This window comes from Nitratidesulfovibrio sp. SRB-5, assembly GCF_019931275.1.
Lineage (GTDB): Bacteria > Desulfobacterota > Desulfovibrionia > Desulfovibrionales > Desulfovibrionaceae > Cupidesulfovibrio.
The window spans coordinates 1,404,271-1,421,162 of record NZ_JAIOTY010000001.1; the positions used below are offsets into that span (position 1 = coordinate 1,404,271).

Genomic DNA, 16,892 nt, shown 5'->3' on the forward strand with positions numbered 1-16,892 from the left:
CAGAACACCGGAGTATTCATGATGTTCCGTTGTCCCGGCCGCCCCGCGCGCGGCCACGGGGTGGCTCCGTCCCCCCGCCATATGGCTTTCCGCAGGATGCCCCTCAACGCCGCCCCGGGCGCGCTTGCATCGCCGTGGCGGCTCCTGTGCGGCCTTGCCGTCGTGGTGGCCGTGCTGTGCCAGGCCGTGCCGGGCCATGCCCGCCGCGTAGAGGCCGTGTGGGGCGAAGGGCAGGCTTCCAAAACCCGTGCGCAGGCACAGGGCGAGGCCTTTACCAGCGCCGTCACCGACGAGGCCCTGGACATCCTGCGCGCGCCCCTTTCCGAGGCGCGCCGCGCCGCGTTGCGCGAGTACCTGTCCTCCGTCACCGGCGAGGTGGTGCGCGGCTACAGCGAACTGGGCATGACCCCGGTGCAGGGCGGCACCCGCCTTGCCGTGGACGTGGACGTGAACCGCGACATGCTCAAGGAGCGCCTGCGTCAGGTGGGCGCCTACTACACAGCCGAAGAACCCGTGGCCATGGTCTTGCAGCTTTCCGGCGCCTCGCCGGAGGTGGCGGAGCGGGTGAGCAGGCTGCAACTGCTGTACGGGGTGGAGCAGCGCGCCGGAGCTTCGGTGCGCGTGGCCCTGCGCCCCCAGAATCCCCAGAGCAAGGGCTGGTACGGCACGCTGGACGCGCCGGAAGGGTCCACTTCCGCGGATGGGGCCAGCGTGGACGACGCGTGGCGCGGACTGTGGGCGTGGTATTTCTCGCACCGTCAGGTGGCCGGGGCGGCGGCGGGCCAGCAGGCCGTGCTGCGGGTTTCCGGCTGGCTCACCGCCGACAGCGTCGAATCCTTCGACCGGGCGCTGCACGACTGGGACCGTGCCCTGCAAAGCGCGCAGTTGCAGGACGTGACCATGCGGCCCGGCGGTCTGGTGGCCACGTGGAAGCTGGTGCTGGTGAACCGGGCGGAACTGGACCGCCGCCTGGACGAGTACCTTGCGCCGCGCAAGCTGACGCGAGAGGTTCTGCCGTAACGCGAAAACGAAGAAACCCGGCGGGCATGCCGCGCCGGGTTTCGAAAGATGTCGGTCGGGCACATGGCCCGGTTATGCCTGCTTGTCGTCCTTGTCGGTCTTGCCGTTCTTCTTGCCCGGAGTGATGTCGATTTCATCGGGCTCGCTGGTGGCCCGCTTGAAGTTCCGGATGGCACGCCCGAGCCCGCCGCCGATTTCGGGCAGCTTGTTGGCCCCGAATACCAGCAGGACCAGAACGAGAACGACCAACAATTCCTGAATGCCGATACCGAACATATGCATGCCTCCGTTAGTGGTGTCATGCATATACACATCGGGTACACCCCGGTCAAGGCGCGCAACGCCGGGGGATGGCCTGTGTTCCAAGGTGGTTGCGCACACTTCAATGAATGGAGCGATACATGCGACGCATCGTTGTCATAGGTTCCGGTGTGGGGGCGGGCAAGCTTGCCGCGCGCGTCAAGCGGCTGTTGCCGGGGTGCGAGGTGAACATGATCATGCCCGAGGCAGAGGGTGACGGCACCGGGCACGGCGGGCCGTTTTCCGCGCACATTGCGGGGCGGCGCGCCTCGCGCGTGCTGCTGGCCGCCCGCGAGGTGGGTGTGCTGGATGCCGCCGAACTTTCCGTCGATCTTGACGCCAACACCGTGATCACCGGATCCAGCCGGGGGCGGCTGGCCGTGCGCTACGACCAGCTGGCCCTGGAAATCGACGCCACCCCGCGCATTCCCCGCGCCCTGCGCGGCGCGCCCAACGTGTTCGCCTGGCCCTGCGCCGACGCCACGGGCCTTGACGGCCTGCTGGCCGAACGAGTGGCCGCCGGGGCCTGCCGCGCCGTGGTGGTGGGGCAGGGGGCCGAGGCGCTGGAAGCCCTGCGCCTTGCCCGCGCTGCCGGGGCCACCCCGGTGTGGGTGCGCACCCGCGCCGCCGCTGGTGATGCCGCCAACGCCGTGGACGCGGACATGTGGCGCCACGCGGCGCGCATGGCCCGCCGCAACGGTGTGGAAACGGTGAACTGGACCGGCGTGGCCATGGAACGCATGGGCGCGCTGCCCGCCGAAGGCGGCGGTTTTGCCGCGCTGGTGGCCGTCGGCCCCGACCGTGCAGAAGGGGGAGGCGGTTCCGACCTGCGCGTGGAAGGCGACCTGTTCATCTGGACCAGCCCCATGGTGGTGCAGAATCCGGCCCTGACCCTGGACGGCATCAGCCTTGACGACACCGGCCGCATCGACGTGGACGGCTGCCTGCGCACCGGCGCGCCCGGCGTGTACGTGTTCGGTACCGGTGCCGGCGTCGAGCGCATGGCCCCGGACGGCAACGTGGAGCGGGCCGCTGCCGTTCCCGCGGAAGTGCCGGGCCTTATCCGCGCCCTGGCCGACCATCTTGCCTCCATCGACGGCAGCGGCGCCAGCGTGGCCCCCGCGCGCGGCGTGGCTGCCTGCCCGGCTGGTGACCTGGCGGCGGAACTGGCCCGGCCCGATGCTTCGGCCATCGAAGGTGTGTCCGCTGAACAGGCTGCCGATCTGGCCGCCGGTCTGGCCGCCGCGCTGGGCGACTGCCCCTGCCGCCTGCCCGCCCTGGGCACCGTGCACGGCGAAGGCCCCGGCGTCACCGTGTCCGCCGTGGGGCTGGGCTCCGCCGCTTGCGTCAGGGCCGAAGTGGAAACGGAGTTTTCCGTCTACGCAACCCCTGCCGTCGAAGGCGGTTCCGCACGTGACGACGACGATGCCGCCGCCTGGGGCGGTCTGCCCGCCGGGCATGCCGTGAAGCTGCTGGCCGCCAAGTCCGGCGGTGCGCTGCTGGGCGCGCAGGTGGTTGGGCGCGACGCGGAACTGTGCGCCGCCGTGGTGTCCGCCGCGTCGCTTGCGCTGCGCGCGGGCATGCGCGTGGCCGACCTGGCCCAGGCGGAACTGCCCGGCGGGGCCGGTGAACTGCTGCGCCGCGCGGCGGCCGTGCTGTCCAACAAGCTGGCGGGCCGGTACTTCGGCATCACCTCCGACGAATTCATCGCCTCGCGTGAGGCCGGAGCGGAGTTCTTCACCCTGGACCTGCGCAGCGCGCCCGACTGGCGCGCTGGTCACGTGCCCGATGCGTACAACATCCCGCACACCCAGTTGCGCAAGCGGTTGCAGGACGAAGTGCCGCGCTTCACCCCCATCGTGCTGGTGGCCGCCACATCGGACGCGGCGTGGAGCGTTGCCTGCATGCTGGGCGGCCTGGGGGCCACCGACCTCTACGTGCTGGACGGCGGCATGGCCTTCTGGCCCCACGCGCTGGAGAAGGCATGACCTTCGAGAAACAGGGCGAGAATCCCGGCAAGGGGGAAAAGGTTCCCCGGCGCACCGGCGCTGCCGCCGGGCCGGACGACTCCGGCGGCTCGCCTGCGGCGAGCGGCCGGGGCCGCCTCATGCGTTTGCCCGGCATCAACTGCCGCTTTCACGAGGGCGGTCACTGCGCCGTGGACGAGACCATGAACCCCGGCCTGAACGAGGACTGGCGCTGCGGCGAGGAGCAGCGCATCGTCCGGGCCTACGACCATTTCCTCGAACAGGCGGAAACGTTCGACCTGTCGTCGGAGCAGGCCACGGCGCTGTGGGAGCGCCGCCTGGCCACCATACCCCCGCCCGGCGGGCTGTGCGCCGACTATACCCCGCCCGCGCGTTGCCCGTCCTGTACGGGCGGCGGGTGCGGCGACGATGCGGACTGGTTGGACTGCACCCACTTCCGCGAGGGGGTGTGCGTGCTGCTGCTGCCCCGTTGCGACGGCATCTGCGAGCGGTTCCAGGGGGCGTGAACGGCCATGGCGCCCGGCGCCCCGTTCTCGCTGTTCCAGATACTTCAAGCCCTTACCGATGGTGACCATGCACAACGCTTCCGAACATCCCGTGCTCTACATTCCCCTGCTGCATCGTGAGCTGGCCCCCGCCTGTCTGCCCGAGGGCGTGGCGTTCCTGTCCGCCGGGTTGCCCGGCGCCCCCTCGGTGGGCGGTGGCGCGCCGCAGGACGCCGCCGCCGCTTCCGCCGCCGCCCCGTGGCGCTCGCCCCTGCTGCCCCTGTCCGAGGCTGAGGCGCGCGCCTGTCTGGCCGAACTGCTGGACTTCGGCATGAACGTGGGGTCCGGCCCGCATGGCGACCTGGCCGCCATGGTGGCCGCACTGGAAAGCGCGCAGGACGAGGCCCCGTTCTCCCTGGGTCGCTCCGAACTGGCCGCGCTGGAGAATTTCTCCTCCGGTGGGACTGGCGGGACTGGCGGGACTGACGGGACTGGCGACGGGGCCGCTTCCGAGGATGCGGCCCAGGCGGACCGCAACCGGCGCATGGCCGCGCAGAAGACCCTGATCCTGGCCTGGCATCTGGAAGAGCGCGTGCGCGAACTGGACGCCCTGAAGGAAAAGTTTTCGCGCAGCCGCGAAAGCCTGGCCGACATCCTGGGTGTGGAAACGGACGAGGAGCTGCGCGAGATGCCCGCCCTCGACCCGTATTCGGCCATGCTGCCCGGAAGTGGCGCCGACATCATCGGCCCCTCGTGGCGGGTCATCGTGGAGAACATGGGGCCCTTCCTGCCCGACGGCGCGGTGCTGTTCACCTGCGATGCCGAGATTTCCGCCACCCTGCGCGACGGCGGCGCCGCCTTTGCCCCCGTCACCGCCGAGCAGGCCGCCAGCCTGTGCCCCGCCTGGGGCGACAAGGTGGCCAAACTGGTGGTGCACGCCCGCCTGCCCCTGTGGCAGGTGGCGGGACGCCCCGGACCCGACGCCGCGCGCCCCTGGCTGGACCGCGTGTTCGACGTGGTCTGTTGCGGCAAGTGTGCAAGATGATTTTTGAGAAAATGTGAAGAGTAATCGGGGGAAGGGACCTTTTGCCCCAGCCGTTAGGTGAGCTTGCGAACCTTACGGATGGGGACCGCAACGCGTAAAAAGGTCTCCTTCCCCCGTACCCCCATCCCCCAAAACTTTCATTTGGGAATACATCGTAGCGGCACCTTGGGAGACTGACCAAGGGTCTGTGCTTGTCGCCGTTTCACCATAGTACCTCAGGGCGGCGGCATCGGGGCATGATGTCGTGACGCCAGCCTTACCTTCGGAGTCATCGTGTATCCAACGGTTCATCGTCTTCAGCAGCTGTTCCCCAAGGGTCTCAAGGGCATCATCTTCGATTGCGACGGCGTGCTGTTCGACTCGCGCGCGTCCAACATCCAGTACTACAACCTCATCCTTGATGCGCTGGGCCAGCCGCCCATGTCGCGACAGGACGAGGACTACACCCACATGGCCTCGGTGGGGCAGTCGCTGGCGCGCATCGTGCCGCCCGCGCTCATGCCCGGGCTGCCGGAGGCGCGCAAGCGCATCGTCTACCGGCGCGACATCCTGCCCCTGCTGGAGCCGGAGCCGGGCCTGCTGGAACTGTTGCGCTGGCTGCGCGATGCGGGCTTTCGCCGGGGCATCTGCACTAACCGCACCACCACCATGGAATACGTGCTCGACCACTTCGGCATGACCGAGCTGTTCTTTCCGGTCATGACGGCGTCGCGCGTGCGGGCCAAACCCCACCCGGAAGGCATCTGCGCCACCCTGGACGCCTGGGGCCTTGCCCGCGACGAGGTGGCCTTCATGGGCGACACCATCGCCGACGAGGAAACCGCCCGCATGGCCGGGGTGTGCTTTTGGGCCTACCGCAGCCCGTCACTTTCCGCGCGGCTGCACCTGGACGACTTCTGGGCGCTGCGCCGGGTACTGGCGGAATACGTCAGGCACGAGCAGGACGAGCGGCAGTACGGGCGGCAGGACGAACGGCAGTACGGGCGGCAGGACGGGAGGCAGGGCGCGGGCAAGACGCTGCAAGGCGCCGCGTCCGGTTGTTTCCACCGCTAGCGACCGGTTGGCGGCTGGCGCGTGCCCGGTACGCCACAGGCGGGCAACTCGGCGTCGTCAGGTGGGCATGGGGCGCGCATCTGGCGGGCAAACGGCGGGCATCGAGTGGGGGCATCCGGAAGGCAGGGCCGTGCGCCCGGTGCAGGAGTAACCACTTTTTGCTTGATTCTTGTGGCGGGTAAGTGGAAGTATCGGTGTTACGGTCGCCCCTCAATTCCGGGGTGCGCTTAACCGGAGGGTTCATGTTCGTTTTCTCGAATCTCATTTTCGGCGTGGCGCGCGTGCTGGATGCCGTGCTGAACCTGTATTTCTGGATCGTCATCGTTTCGGCGGTTCTCTCGTGGGTCAACCCGGATCCCTACAATCCCATCGTGCGCATTCTGCGCAACCTGACGGAACCGGTGTTCTACCGGGTCCGCAAGTGGATTCCGTTCACCTACCTGGGGGGGCTGGACCTGTCCCCGGTGGTGGTGCTGCTGGCCATCCAGTTCATCAACGCCGTGCTTGTCCAGTCGTTGTACCAGTTCGCCGTCACCATGCGATAGGGGCGTCACATGTCCGTGAGCCGCATAGATCTGCTGAACCACAGCTTCTCCAAGTCCCTGCGAGGCTACACCACCGAAGAGGTGGACAGGATGATGCAGGAGGCTGCGGATGCCATCGGTCGGCTGAGCGAGGAAAAGGCCGCGCTGGCCGGGCAGGTGGCGCGGCTTGAGGAACGCCTGGCAGAATTCAGGGAGCGGGAATCGACGTTGCGAGACACGTTGATGACCACCCAAAGGGTTACCGCCGACCTCAAGGCAAGTGCCCAGAGGGAGGCGCAGCTGATCATCGACGCTGCCCATTCCAAGGCGGAGAACCTCATCAATCAGGGGCAGCTCCGCCTTGCGCGCATTCAGGAGGACATCGCCGAGGCCCGCAAGGTCAAGGCGCAGTTCGAAATGAAGGTGCGCGCCGTGGTGCAGCAGCACCTGCGCATGCTGGACATGGCCCGCGAGGACGACGAGGAACTGGAGGCCGCCGCGGCGCGCATTGCCGGGCGGCAGAAGGGTGGACCTGCCTGATTCCGCCCGCCCCGAATGGGCGGCCCCTGCCGGGGAAGGGCAATGGGCGGTGCTGGTGCGGGCGGTGCCCGGCGCGCGCAAGAGCGCCTGCGAGGGCACGGCTGACGGAAGGCTGAAGGTGCGCCTGGCCGCACCGGCGGTGGACAACAAGGCCAACAAGGCGCTGGAGGAATTCGTGGCCTCCGCGCTGGGAATGCGCCGCAACCGCGTGCGCCTGGTATCCGGCCACACGAGCCGGTTGAAGAAATTGATCGTCGAATCGGATGTGGAGCCCAGCTGGGGCCTGCTTGGCACATGTGGGAAATAGCAACCCTCAACGCCAGAGGAGAAAGTTCCATGGAACCGAAAGACAACGCGCTCATCGAAAAGTACGCCGCCACGGACCCCGAACTGAAGGCGCTATGGGACGAGCATATTCTGTTCGAGAAACAGTTGGAGAAGATCGAAGCCAAGTCGTTCCTGACCCCCGCTGAAGAAAAGCAGGCCAAGGAACTGAAGAAACAGAAACTCGACGGAAAGACCCGGCTCCACGCCATACTGGACCGGTACCGCGCCTTGGAGGGCTAGATGGAACTGAACGGGGCCCGGATTCTGCTGGAATGCCTCAAACGGGAAGGCGTGGACGTACTGTTCGGCTATCCCGGCGGGGCCGTCATAGACATTTATGACGAACTGCCCAGACACGATATCCGGCACATATTGGTCCGGCACGAACAGGCGGCGGTGCACGCCGCCGACGGCTTTGCCCGCGCGTCGGGCAAGGTGGGCGTCTGTCTGGTCACTTCCGGACCGGGCGCCACCAACACCGTGACCGGCATCGCCACGGCCTATGCCGACTCCATTCCCATGGTCGTGCTGACGGGGCAGGTACCCACCCCCCTCATCGGCAACGACGCCTTCCAGGAAGTGGACATCGTCGGCATCACCCGACCGTGCACCAAGCACAACTATCTGGTGAAGGACGTGCGCGACCTTGCCCGCGTGCTGCGGCAGGCCTTTTATCTGGCCCGCTCCGGCAGGCCGGGTCCCGTTCTTGTCGACTTGCCCAAGGACGTCATGCAGGCGAAGACGGAATTCGTCTGGCCCGAGGACGTCAAGCTGCGCAGCTACAATCCCACCTACCGGCCCAACCTGAACCAGCTGCGCCGCGCGGTGGAGGCGCTCATCGAGGCCAAGCGCCCGCTGTTCTTCGCGGGGGGCGGCGTGGTCATGTCCGACGCCAGCGAAGAGCTTGGCTGGCTGGCCCGCACCCTGAGCATTCCGGTTACCTCCACCCTGATGGGCCTTGGCGCCTTTCCGGGCGACGACCCGCTGTGGCTGGGCATGATCGGCATGCACGGCACCTACGCGGGCAACAAGGCCGTGAACAACGCCGACTGCATCGTGGCCGTGGGCGCGCGCTTCGACGACCGGGTGACCGGGCGCCTTTCCGCGTTTGCCTCGGGTGCGCGCATCATCCATATCGACATCGACCCCACGTCCATCCGCAAGAACGTGCAGGTGGACATTCCCGTGGTGGGCGACTGCCGCAAGGCCCTGGCGGGCATCCGCGAGATAGCCACCACCCGCCTTGCCGAAAAGGACTGGGCAACGGCGCACGAGCCGTGGCTGACCCAGGTTTCCGCCTGGCGCACAGAACAGCCCCTGACCTACGTGAAGAACGGTTCCATCAAGCCGCAGCAGGTGGTGGAAACCATCTTCTCCATCACCCGTGGGGACGCCATCGTCACCACCGAGGTGGGCCAGAACCAGATGTGGACGGCCCAGTTCTTCACCTTCCGCAAGCCGCGCACGCTGCTTACATCCGGCGGGCTCGGCACCATGGGCTACGGCTTTCCGGCCGCCATCGGCGCGCAGTTCGCCTTTCCGGACAAGCTGGTCATCGACATGGCGGGCGACGGTTCCATCCAGATGAACATCCAGGAACTGGCCACCGCAGTCTGCAACAAGCTGCCCATCAAGATCGTCATCCTGAACAACGGCTACCTCGGCATGGTACGCCAGTGGCAGGAACTGTTCTACCAGCGCAACTACTGCTCCACCTGCATGGAGGCGCAGCCCGACTTCGTGAAGCTGGCCGAGGCCTACGGGGCCGAGGGCTACCGCATCACCGAGGCGGGCGAGCTGGAATCCACGCTGCGCGCGGCCTTCGCCTCGCCCCATACCGCCGTCATCGACGTGCGGGTGGAACGCGAGGAGAACGTGTACCCCATGGTGCCCGCAGGCGCGGCCCTGGACGAAATGCTGCTGGTCTAGGGAGGGCAGCCCATGCGACATGTGCTTTCCGTTCTCGTGGAGAACGAACCGGGCGTGCTGTCCCGGGTGGCGGGGCTGTTCAGCGGACGCGGCTTCAACATCGAATCGCTGAACGTGGCCCCCACGCTGGAAGAGGGCGTTTCGCTCATGACCATTACCACCAGCGGCGAGGAACAGATCATCGAGCAGATCGTCAAGCAGTTGCGCAAGCTGGTGACGGTAATCAAGGTGGTGGATTTCATCGACGTTTCCGCCGTGGAGCGCGAGATGGTGATGGTCAAGGTGCAGGCCGACGACGCCCGGCGGGCCGAGGTGCTGCGCATTGCCGACATCTTTCGCTGCAAGGTGGTGGACGTGAGCCTGAACGACCTGACCCTGGAAGCCACCGGCGACCACGGCAAGATCCAGGCCATCCTGAGCCTGCTGGCGCGTTTCGGCATCAAGGAAATCGCCCGCACCGGCACCGTGGCCATGCGGCGGTCCATGCAGCCCGAAAACGCGTAGTCCCTGCCGGGGCCGGATCACGGCACCCTGGCCGGATTGTTCCGGGATATTCACGCGCGGCGGCGGGCGGACAACGCCTTTCGCCGCGCGTCCTGCACGGCAGGGAGAATGCGCGACTGATTGAACAAATATTCAGTCTGCTGCGTTTCGGCGCCCACCAAAGGGTAGCCTTCCGCCGCCGAATCCGGTATCGCAATCCATTGCGGCAGCGCTTTCGCTGTCTACGGTGGCAAACCCGCAAGGGTGCCGGGGTTACTCCCGGTGCCGGGCGGGGTCTTCATACACCGCAACCGTCATTCGAGGACGCCGCACCCGTGTGCGGCAGGGAGTAGATGATGAAGGTCTATTACGAACAGGATGCGACACTGGAGGTCCTGAAGGACAAGACCGTGGCCATCATCGGCTACGGCAGCCAGGGCCACGCGCACGCTCAGAACCTGCGCGACTCCGGGATCAACGTCGTCGTCGGGCAGCGTCCCGGCGGGGCCAACTACGAACTCGCCAAGGAACACGGCTTCGCGCCGCTACCCGTGGCCGAGGCCGCAGCCAAGGCCGACCTCATCATGATCCTACTCCCCGACCAGGTACAGGCCGCGATCTACGAAGCGGAAATCAAGCCGAACCTGAAGCCGGGCGACGCGCTGCTGTTCGCCCACGGGTTCAACATCCACTTCGGCCAGATCGAGCCCCCGAAGGACGTCGACGTCTTCATGATCGCCCCCAAGGGGCCGGGCCATCTCGTTCGCCGCACCTACACCGAGGGGGGCGGCGTCCCCTGCCTCGTCGCCATCCACCAAGATGCGACCGGCAAGGCCATGGAGAAGGCTCTGGCGTACGCCAAGGGCGTTGGTGGTGCGCGTTCCGGCGTCATCGAAACCACCTTCAAGGAAGAAACCGAGACCGACCTGTTCGGTGAACAGGCGGTGCTGTGCGGCGGTCTTTCGTCGCTCATCAAGGCCGGTTTCGAAACCCTGGTCGAAGCGGGCTACCAGCCCGAAATCGCCTACTTCGAGTGCCTGCATGAAGTGAAGCTCATCGTCGACCTCATCTACGAGGGCGGCCTTGCCAAGATGCGCCACTCCATCAGCGACACCGCGGAATACGGCGACTACGTCACCGGCCGTCGCATCGTGAACGAGGAAACGAAGAAGGAAATGAAGAAGGTGCTCCAGGAAATCCAGGAAGGCACCTTCGCCCGCAACTTCATCCTCGAGGCCAAGGCCGGGTACCCCGGCTTCAAGGCCACCCGCCGCATCGAGGCCGACCACCAGATCGAACAGGTGGGCGGCAAGCTGCGCGGCATGATGCCCTGGCTGCACAAGAAGTAGCCGCCAGTCTCATTGCCTTGCCTGTCAGACAGGGGCCGTTCCGAAAGGGGCGGCCCCTTTTGCGTGCGCAACGGTGCGTGGGGCAGGGAGATGAGCAGGGAGCAGGATGGGCGGGCGCGGAGGTACGTGGGCGAGGATGCGGGGAAGGAAGCGTGCCGCCGGGCAGTGGGAGGATGGAAGCCAACCCGTGTGCCCGGGGCGTTGCGCGGGGGTGGGCTGCGCACGGGGCAGAAGCGCGCGGAATGCGCGGCACCCCGCATGCGTCACCGTGCGTGCGAAGACGCGAAAAAATGCGAGCAGGCGTTGCCCCGGCGGCAATCCGGTAGTATGCTACCAGTAACGTCGTTTCTCCTCCCGGCGGGCGCACCCGCCGGGAACACGGCGATACCTGAAACCACAGGAGAGACACTCATGAGTACCATATTCACCGTCGCCGTCATCGTGGGCAGCCTGCGCAAGGAATCGCTGAACCGCAAGATGGCCAGGGCCCTGGTGGAACTGGGCCCGGCCGCGTTGCGTTTCGAATTCGTGGAAGTGGGCGGTCTGCCGTTGTACAATCAGGACCTGGACGACGAAGGCACCCCGCCCGCCGCGTGGACCGATTTCCGCAAGTCCATCAAGGGCGTGGACGCAGTGCTGTTCCTGACCCCGGAATACAACCGCTCCATGCCCGCCACCATCAAGAACGCGCTGGACGTGGGATCGCGCCCGTACGGCAGCAGCGTGTGGAACGGCAAGCCCGCGGCCATCGTCAGCGTGTCGCCGGGCAACATCGGCGGCTTCGGGGCCAACCATCACCTGCGCCAGTCGCTGGTGTTCCTGAACATGCCCCCGTTGCAGCAGCCGGAAGCGTACATCGGCGTTGCGGACAAGCTGTTCGGGCCCGATGGCGCCCTGACCGACGCCTCCATGCGCGAGTTCGGCGCCAAGTTCATGAACGCCTTTGCGGGGTGGATTGCCACCAACGTGAAGCGCTAGCGGGTCGAATAGTCCGTTCACCCGAAGGCATCAGACCCGAAGGGCGCGCAGCGTGCCCTTCGGGCGAGCTACGCGGTCAAACTTCGCCAGCCACATCGGTCGAATACGGGAAGAGTGCGCTGCGGTCCTCATCCGCAAGGCTCGAAACTCGCCCAACGGCGGAGGCATGCTCCCTCGTGGCTGGCTTGTTTTCCTCGCCAACGAGCGCAAATCCTGCTTCGGCTCTCATGGTGTGATCCATTCGGGGTAAGCGAATGATCTGCATGAATCCCTGCGCGACAGCGTGACCCGAGGCAACGACGGCCCGTGTCCCTCCTGAAGGGGCGCGGGCCGTCTGAATTCGCGGGGGTGGCAATCGGCAGGGGGAAAGCCGGATCTGGTCGCCGGGGCAACGGGGATGGCGGCAGGCGTCAGGGGAAGGCGGGTGGGGCACGGACGCGCCCGCGCCACGTTTCGCTCAGGCCCCTTCGGCCACCAGCCGGGCGTACAGGTCTTCGTGCTCCGGGTACTTCAGCCCCGCACCGGTCACGATGACGCTGGGGCGCAACTGGTCGGAGCGGGCATCGGTGATGGGCACGATCTCCCAGCGTCCGTCCTCGCGGCCGACGACCAGTTCCTGCTGCTGCCGGTGGGCAAGCTTGATGGCGAGGATGACGGTTTCCTTGAAGGTCATGATGGCTCCGTGGGCGTTCCTGCGTGCGTGATGCGCGAAGATGCCCGCGCACCCGGCACCGCGTCAAGTGCGGCGGGTGCCGAAAGCACGGGAGTGTGGTGTGCCCGCCGCGCTGCGCCGTACTGCCGTCGTGTTGTGCGCGCGGCGGTTGTTCCCGTCGGCAAATGAAAAACGGCCCTCCGAAGAGGGCCGCTGCGTGTGCGTATGATGCGGATTGCGGGGATTACGAGCCGCAGCTGCCAGCGCTGCCGCAACCGCCGCAGCTGCTGCCGCCGCCAAGCGGCTTGCCGGATTCCACCGAGAATCCCATGTAGCTGATGTCGATGCGGATGGATTCCGCCATGGTCAGAAGTTCGGCGTTCACGCAGAAGGTGTAGCCGCCTTCCTCGAAGACTTTGTCGGTATCGTTAGGCTCATCCAGAGCCAGGGCCAGCCGGGGACCGCTTCAGCCGCCGGGGGCAAGGTAGACCCGGATGGGGTTCTTCTGCTTGTCCGCAAAGTAGGCATCAAGCTCTTTGCGGGCGTTTTCGGTGATTTCGAACATGTGTCCTCCACTGTTGGATGTGCGGAGAGCAACAAGTACGTATCCGAGGGGTGTTTGTCAATGAGTCGCGCCGATGCCTATAGCAAGCATCTATGGATTGGGGGCCGGGCGGGCAGGCCGAAGCTGCGGCTGCACCAGAAAAAAAGGCTGCACGAATGCAACCCATTGGATTCATGAATGGCGGGGGCATGGGGGCGGCGCGTGCCGGACGGGCCCGGCAAAGGGCGTGATGCCAATGGCGGGGCGGCCTCAGGATGCGTCGGACGTGCGCGCGCTGAGGGGCCGTTCGGAAACCACTTCGAATCCGGCGTTGCGCGCCCGGATGCGCACGGCACCCACCTGCTGGGCCAGCCGCTGGCTGATGCAGAAGGTGTAGCCGTCCACCTGCATCACATGGTCGCGTTCGGTGGGTTCGTCGGGACCCAGCACGAGGTGCGGCCCCTTGCTGCCGCGAGGCGAAACGTAGATGCGGATGGGGCTTTGGGGGTTTTCCGAAAAGTATTCTTCCAGAATGCCCCGTGCGTCGTGTTCGAGGGTGATCATGTCCGTTTCCTTGCGGCCTGTGGCGACGTTGGGCCATACCCTACCGCAGAACTGGTGAAAAGGCCAACCGAATGAGCGCGCGATGACCGCGCAATGGCCCTGCGGTGCCGACGGGGAGCGTAACAGTGCGCCAGCGCGCCCCCAAAGTCTGGCCGTGGACGGTTTGCCAAGCCGCCGGAAACCGGTTAGCAATGAAGATAGCTACCAATTCCCACCGGACGGGTGAACCCGATGGAACAGACCATTCTGCTGACGGAAGAGGAAATGCGCCGGGCACTGGAGCGCTTGGCCTATCAGGTGCTGGAACGCCACGGCGAGTGTGCGGGCCTTGTGCTTGTGGGCATCCAGCGGCGGGGGGCCGACATCGCGGCCCGTCTTGGCCGCGTCATCGCCGAGCGCCTTGGCTGCGTGTTGCCATCGGGCGCGCTGGACATCAACCTGTACCGCGACGACTGGACCACCCTGTCCGCCAAGCCCGCCATCGGGCCGTCGGACATTCCCGTGGATCTGGACGGGCGGGACGTGCTGCTGGTGGACGACGTGCTGTTCACCGGGCGCACCATCCGCGCCGCGCTGGAGGCACTGCTGGACTACGGCAGGCCCCGCCGCGTTGAACTGTTGGTGCTGGTGGACCGGGGGCATCGCGAATTGCCCATCCACGCCGACTACGTGGGCCGCACCGTGAACACGGGCCGCAACGAGCAGGTGGACGTGCTGCTGCGCGAGCGCGACGGGCGGGACGAGGTGTTGTTGTCCTCTCATTAGGGCGGCGGGTTTCTGCATATCCGCGCCGCCCGCGTGTGGCGCATGAAAAACGGGGCGATGCCGTGTTGCGGCGCCGCCCCGTTGTCATTCCGTTGCTGTGTCTGTTGTCGTGTCCGTTGCTGTGTCTGTTGTCGCGCCGTGCGCGAAAGATGCAAGGGAGCTGCTAGTCGTTTCCAGGCTTGCCGGTCTGGCCGTTATGGCCGTTATGATTGGACTGGCCGTTATGGTCGGCATGCTCCGGCTTCTTGCGGCGCAGGGCATTTTCGCGGATGCGCTGGGCCGCGCGGTAGATGCGCCGGAACCGTTCGCGCCGCGCCGCGGTGAATTCTCCAAGGCGTCCGTGCAGCGGAAAGGCCATGCGCCGCAGCATGAACACCGCCAGCACAATGGCTATGCCGCCAAAGGCACGCAGCAGGCGGGCGGCGTCATTTTCCGCCGCGAAGGTCCACCACAGGTCGGCGGTGTAGGGCACACGACCGTGCACGAACAGCCCCAGCAGCAGGGCACAGCCCACCACCAGCAGCACCGCCACCATCCAGCGCACGGTGAATCGTTCGCGCAGCAGCGAGGTGCGGCGGAAGAAGCGCCGTCGGGTCACGCACAACGAGGCCAGCACCAGCGCCAGCAGGATGGCTTCCTGCCAGTCCAGCCCCTTCAGCACGCAACTGGCGATGCCCAGCACCACCAGCGCAGTCACCAGCCGCCAGGCCGAAGCCAGGCGGCGTTGCAGCCCGCGTGAAAGCAGCAGCAGCCCCACCCCCGCCACGCCGCCCATGAAGTGGGCGGATTCCATGGCCCACAGCGGCACGCTGGCCGCCAGCACGGCACGGCTGTCCGCAGCAAGGGGGATGGCGCTGGAGAACAGCAGGATCAGCCCCGCGGCAAAGGCCAGGTAGGCCATCAGGGTATGCGACAGGGCGTCGGTCCAGCGGCCCGCCTCGTCCAGCATCCGTTCCGCCTCGTGGCGGCGCAGGTGCAGTTCGTGCCCGCCCAGCAGCACGGCGGCGAACAGCAGCGGCAGCAGGTAGTAGATGAACCGGAAGCTGATCAGCGCGGCAATGACCGTCTGGGGCGAATGGGTGTGCGACAGGCTGAGGATGACCAGTTCGAACACGCCCGCGCCGCCGGGCACGTGGCTGAGCACCACGGCCACGACGGCCATCAGGTACACGGAAAGAAACTGGATGAAGTCCAGCCCGAGATCGGCGGGCATCAGCACGAACAGGCAGCCCGCCGCCACCACCAGGTCCAGCCCGGCCACCAGGGTCTGCATGATGGCCAGCCGGAAGGGCGGCAGCGCGAATTCCTTGCCCATGACCTTGATGGGGTGCTTCGCCACCAGCGTCAGGATGTGGTAGCCGATGGTCAGCGCCAGCAGCACCACGCCCAGCAGGCGCACGTCGCGCACGGGAATGTCGAGCGATTCGGGCACCGGCAGCGGCTGGATGATGAACACGGCACCGGCCACGCCCAGCGCGCCCACCCAGAAGGTGATGGCCAGCATGACCACCAGGCGCACCACGTCCACCACCGAAAAGCCCCAGGCCGAATAGAACCGGTAGCGCACCGAGCTGCCGCCCAGCAGCGCCCCGAAGTTGTAGCTGGTCACGCAGCCCACGAACGAGACAAGGGCGGTGCGGGTGAGGGAAAGCGGCTTGTTGATGGCGCGCAGCGCCAGCGCGTCGTACCCCACCAGCACCAGGTAGTTGAACACCATCAGCACAATGGAGGCCACGATGCTGGTCATGGGCATCTGGCGCATGCTCTCGCGGATTTCGTCGATATGGTATTTGCTGACTTCGTTGTACAGCAGCCACACCGCTCCGCAGAATACTGCGAACACCGCAACCTTGCCCAGCGAACGCAGGTGTTTCTTCCACGGTGGGGAATGCTTGGGAGCGGCGGAATCGACGTCTGTGTGCTTCATGCGGAGATTATGCCGTCTGGGGATGAGGGTGTTTACGTGTGCCGCGTTGCCACACCTGTCGGCGCGGAGGAACGCAGCCTACACTGGAGACCCGGTTACGGCAAGGCTGCGGGGCATGAATTCCCGCGAGGGGCATGTCGTTTCCACCGGGGGCGCGCGACGGGAATGCGGTTTTGTGCGCGGTACGTATGGTCGGCCATGCGGGGCTGGCGGCGAGGGCGGGTTTTGCACGCGGATCGGGCGTTGCCGCAAGGGGGGCAGCGGGGATGGCCCGCGCGGTTTTCGCCATGCCGCATGGCGCGCGGTTCGGCTGGCGATGCGCCGGGGCGTTGCGGCTGGCCCCTGGATTGCCTGTTTCAGTTTTGGGGCATGTCTCGTGTGTTTCACGGCTTCGGGAAACATGGCGGGTTCGGCCTATC

19 protein-coding genes are annotated in these 16,892 nt (G+C 66.7%); 14 read left to right on the plus strand and 5 right to left on the minus strand.

The annotated features are described in order from the left end of the window. Window positions 1–18: 18 nt before the first annotated feature. The gene (locus K6142_RS05675; RefSeq protein WP_223290472.1) at window positions 19–1,020 is read left to right on the plus strand and encodes a hypothetical protein; all 1,002 of its coding nucleotides are present in this window, start codon (window positions 19–21) and stop codon (window positions 1,018–1,020) included. 72 nt (window positions 1,021–1,092) lie between these two features. On the opposite strand, the gene K6142_RS05680 is transcribed toward K6142_RS05675, so the two are convergent. Then, entirely contained in the window at window positions 1,093–1,296 is a 204-nt protein-coding gene (locus K6142_RS05680) for a twin-arginine translocase TatA/TatE family subunit (RefSeq protein ID WP_012611301.1), read from the minus strand. 125 nt (window positions 1,297–1,421) lie between these two features. On the opposite strand from K6142_RS05680, the gene K6142_RS05685 reads away from it, so the two are divergent. From K6142_RS05685 to K6142_RS05740, 12 genes are all read left to right on the plus strand, one after another. Next, window positions 1,422–3,308 carry an FAD-dependent oxidoreductase gene (locus K6142_RS05685; RefSeq protein WP_223380769.1) on the plus strand — a complete coding sequence of 629 codons (1,887 nt, stop codon included), beginning with the start codon at window positions 1,422–1,424 and terminating at the stop codon, window positions 3,306–3,308. Then, window positions 3,305–3,814, plus strand: coding sequence for a hypothetical protein (locus K6142_RS05690; protein ID WP_190245280.1), 510 nt, complete (start codon window positions 3,305–3,307; stop codon window positions 3,812–3,814). Before K6142_RS05685 ends, K6142_RS05690 begins: the two co-directional genes overlap by 4 nt. A gap of 67 nt (window positions 3,815–3,881) precedes the next feature. Beyond that, window positions 3,882–4,838, plus strand: a complete 957-nt coding sequence (locus tag K6142_RS05695; protein WP_223290393.1) for a hypothetical protein — start codon at window positions 3,882–3,884, stop codon at window positions 4,836–4,838. Between the two features lie 273 nt (window positions 4,839–5,111). Further along, window positions 5,112–5,891 carry an HAD family hydrolase gene (locus tag K6142_RS05700; RefSeq protein ID WP_190245282.1) on the plus strand — a complete coding sequence of 260 codons (780 nt, stop codon included), beginning with the start codon at window positions 5,112–5,114 and terminating at the stop codon, window positions 5,889–5,891. A 242-nt stretch (window positions 5,892–6,133) separates the two neighbouring features. Then, a complete protein-coding gene (locus tag K6142_RS05705; protein WP_012611306.1) occupies window positions 6,134–6,436 on the plus strand; it encodes a YggT family protein in 303 nt (100 codons plus the stop codon). Between the two features lie 9 nt (window positions 6,437–6,445). Next, a complete protein-coding gene (locus K6142_RS05710; protein WP_190245283.1) occupies window positions 6,446–6,955 on the plus strand; it encodes a DivIVA domain-containing protein in 510 nt (169 codons plus the stop codon). Continuing rightward, a complete protein-coding gene (locus K6142_RS05715) occupies window positions 6,942–7,262 on the plus strand; it encodes a DUF167 domain-containing protein (RefSeq protein ID WP_190245284.1) in 321 nt (106 codons plus the stop codon). The genes K6142_RS05710 and K6142_RS05715 overlap by 14 nt, the downstream gene beginning before the upstream one ends. Window positions 7,263–7,291: 29 nt before the next feature. Next, complete coding sequence (locus tag K6142_RS05720; RefSeq protein WP_007521181.1) at window positions 7,292–7,522, plus strand: hypothetical protein; 231 nt, start codon at window positions 7,292–7,294, stop codon at window positions 7,520–7,522. Next, window positions 7,523–9,211 carry a biosynthetic-type acetolactate synthase large subunit gene (gene ilvB / locus K6142_RS05725; protein WP_190245285.1) on the plus strand — a complete coding sequence of 563 codons (1,689 nt, stop codon included), beginning with the start codon at window positions 7,523–7,525 and terminating at the stop codon, window positions 9,209–9,211. A 12-nt stretch (window positions 9,212–9,223) separates the two neighbouring features. Then, a complete protein-coding gene (gene ilvN, locus K6142_RS05730) occupies window positions 9,224–9,715 on the plus strand; it encodes an acetolactate synthase small subunit (protein ID WP_012611310.1) in 492 nt (163 codons plus the stop codon). A gap of 335 nt (window positions 9,716–10,050) precedes the next feature. Beyond that, window positions 10,051–11,043, plus strand: a complete 993-nt coding sequence (ilvC, locus tag K6142_RS05735; protein WP_012611311.1) for a ketol-acid reductoisomerase — start codon at window positions 10,051–10,053, stop codon at window positions 11,041–11,043. Window positions 11,044–11,454: 411 nt separating this feature from the next. After that, entirely contained in the window at window positions 11,455–12,021 is a 567-nt protein-coding gene (locus K6142_RS05740; protein WP_190245286.1) for an NADPH-dependent FMN reductase, read from the plus strand. Between the two features lie 457 nt (window positions 12,022–12,478). Here the strand turns inward: K6142_RS05740 and K6142_RS05745 are convergent, their stop codons facing one another. The 3 genes from K6142_RS05745 to K6142_RS05755 all read right to left on the minus strand — a co-directional run bounded on the left by K6142_RS05745 (window position 12,479) and on the right by K6142_RS05755 (window position 13,781). Next, window positions 12,479–12,694 carry a hypothetical protein gene (locus K6142_RS05745; protein WP_012611313.1) on the minus strand — a complete coding sequence of 72 codons (216 nt, stop codon included), beginning with the start codon at window positions 12,692–12,694 and terminating at the stop codon, window positions 12,479–12,481. 223 nt (window positions 12,695–12,917) lie between these two features. Further along, on the minus strand, window positions 12,918–13,238 hold the full coding sequence (locus K6142_RS05750) for an IscA/HesB family protein (RefSeq protein ID WP_012611314.1): 321 nt from the start codon (window positions 13,236–13,238) through the stop codon (window positions 12,918–12,920). A gap of 249 nt (window positions 13,239–13,487) precedes the next feature. Then, window positions 13,488–13,781, minus strand: a complete 294-nt coding sequence (locus K6142_RS05755; protein ID WP_190245287.1) for an adhesin — start codon at window positions 13,779–13,781, stop codon at window positions 13,488–13,490. A gap of 231 nt (window positions 13,782–14,012) precedes the next feature. On the opposite strand from K6142_RS05755, the gene pyrR reads away from it, so the two are divergent. Next, window positions 14,013–14,546, plus strand: a complete 534-nt coding sequence (gene pyrR, locus K6142_RS05760; protein ID WP_190245288.1) for a bifunctional pyr operon transcriptional regulator/uracil phosphoribosyltransferase PyrR — start codon at window positions 14,013–14,015, stop codon at window positions 14,544–14,546. Window positions 14,547–14,709: 163 nt separating this feature from the next. Here the strand turns inward: pyrR and K6142_RS05765 are convergent, their stop codons facing one another. Next, a complete protein-coding gene (locus K6142_RS05765; protein WP_190245289.1) occupies window positions 14,710–16,473 on the minus strand; it encodes a lysylphosphatidylglycerol synthase domain-containing protein in 1,764 nt (587 codons plus the stop codon). Between the last annotated feature and the right edge of the window lie 419 nt (window positions 16,474–16,892).

Coding starts and splice junctions, on each gene's coding strand:
- K6142_RS05705 (WP_012611306.1), top strand. CDS start 6,134: ATGTTCGTTTTCTCGAATCTCATTTTCGGCGTGGCGCGCGTGCTGGAT.
- K6142_RS05675 (WP_223290472.1), top strand. CDS start 19: ATGATGTTCCGTTGTCCCGGCCGCCCCGCGCGCGGCCACGGGGTGGCT.
- pyrR (WP_190245288.1), top strand. CDS start 14,013: ATGGAACAGACCATTCTGCTGACGGAAGAGGAAATGCGCCGGGCACTG.
- K6142_RS05695 (WP_223290393.1), top strand. CDS start 3,882: ATGCACAACGCTTCCGAACATCCCGTGCTCTACATTCCCCTGCTGCAT.
- K6142_RS05720 (WP_007521181.1), top strand. CDS start 7,292: ATGGAACCGAAAGACAACGCGCTCATCGAAAAGTACGCCGCCACGGAC.
- K6142_RS05710 (WP_190245283.1), top strand. CDS start 6,446: ATGTCCGTGAGCCGCATAGATCTGCTGAACCACAGCTTCTCCAAGTCC.
- K6142_RS05765 (WP_190245289.1), bottom strand. CDS start 16,473: ATGAAGCACACAGACGTCGATTCCGCCGCTCCCAAGCATTCCCCACCG.
- ilvC (WP_012611311.1), top strand. CDS start 10,051: ATGAAGGTCTATTACGAACAGGATGCGACACTGGAGGTCCTGAAGGAC.
- ilvB (WP_190245285.1), top strand. CDS start 7,523: ATGGAACTGAACGGGGCCCGGATTCTGCTGGAATGCCTCAAACGGGAA.
- K6142_RS05755 (WP_190245287.1), bottom strand. CDS start 13,781: ATGATCACCCTCGAACACGACGCACGGGGCATTCTGGAAGAATACTTT.
- K6142_RS05740 (WP_190245286.1), top strand. CDS start 11,455: ATGAGTACCATATTCACCGTCGCCGTCATCGTGGGCAGCCTGCGCAAG.
- ilvN (WP_012611310.1), top strand. CDS start 9,224: ATGCGACATGTGCTTTCCGTTCTCGTGGAGAACGAACCGGGCGTGCTG.
- K6142_RS05680 (WP_012611301.1), bottom strand. CDS start 1,296: ATGTTCGGTATCGGCATTCAGGAATTGTTGGTCGTTCTCGTTCTGGTC.
- K6142_RS05690 (WP_190245280.1), top strand. CDS start 3,305: ATGACCTTCGAGAAACAGGGCGAGAATCCCGGCAAGGGGGAAAAGGTT.
- K6142_RS05745 (WP_012611313.1), bottom strand. CDS start 12,694: ATGACCTTCAAGGAAACCGTCATCCTCGCCATCAAGCTTGCCCACCGG.
- K6142_RS05685 (WP_223380769.1), top strand. CDS start 1,422: ATGCGACGCATCGTTGTCATAGGTTCCGGTGTGGGGGCGGGCAAGCTT.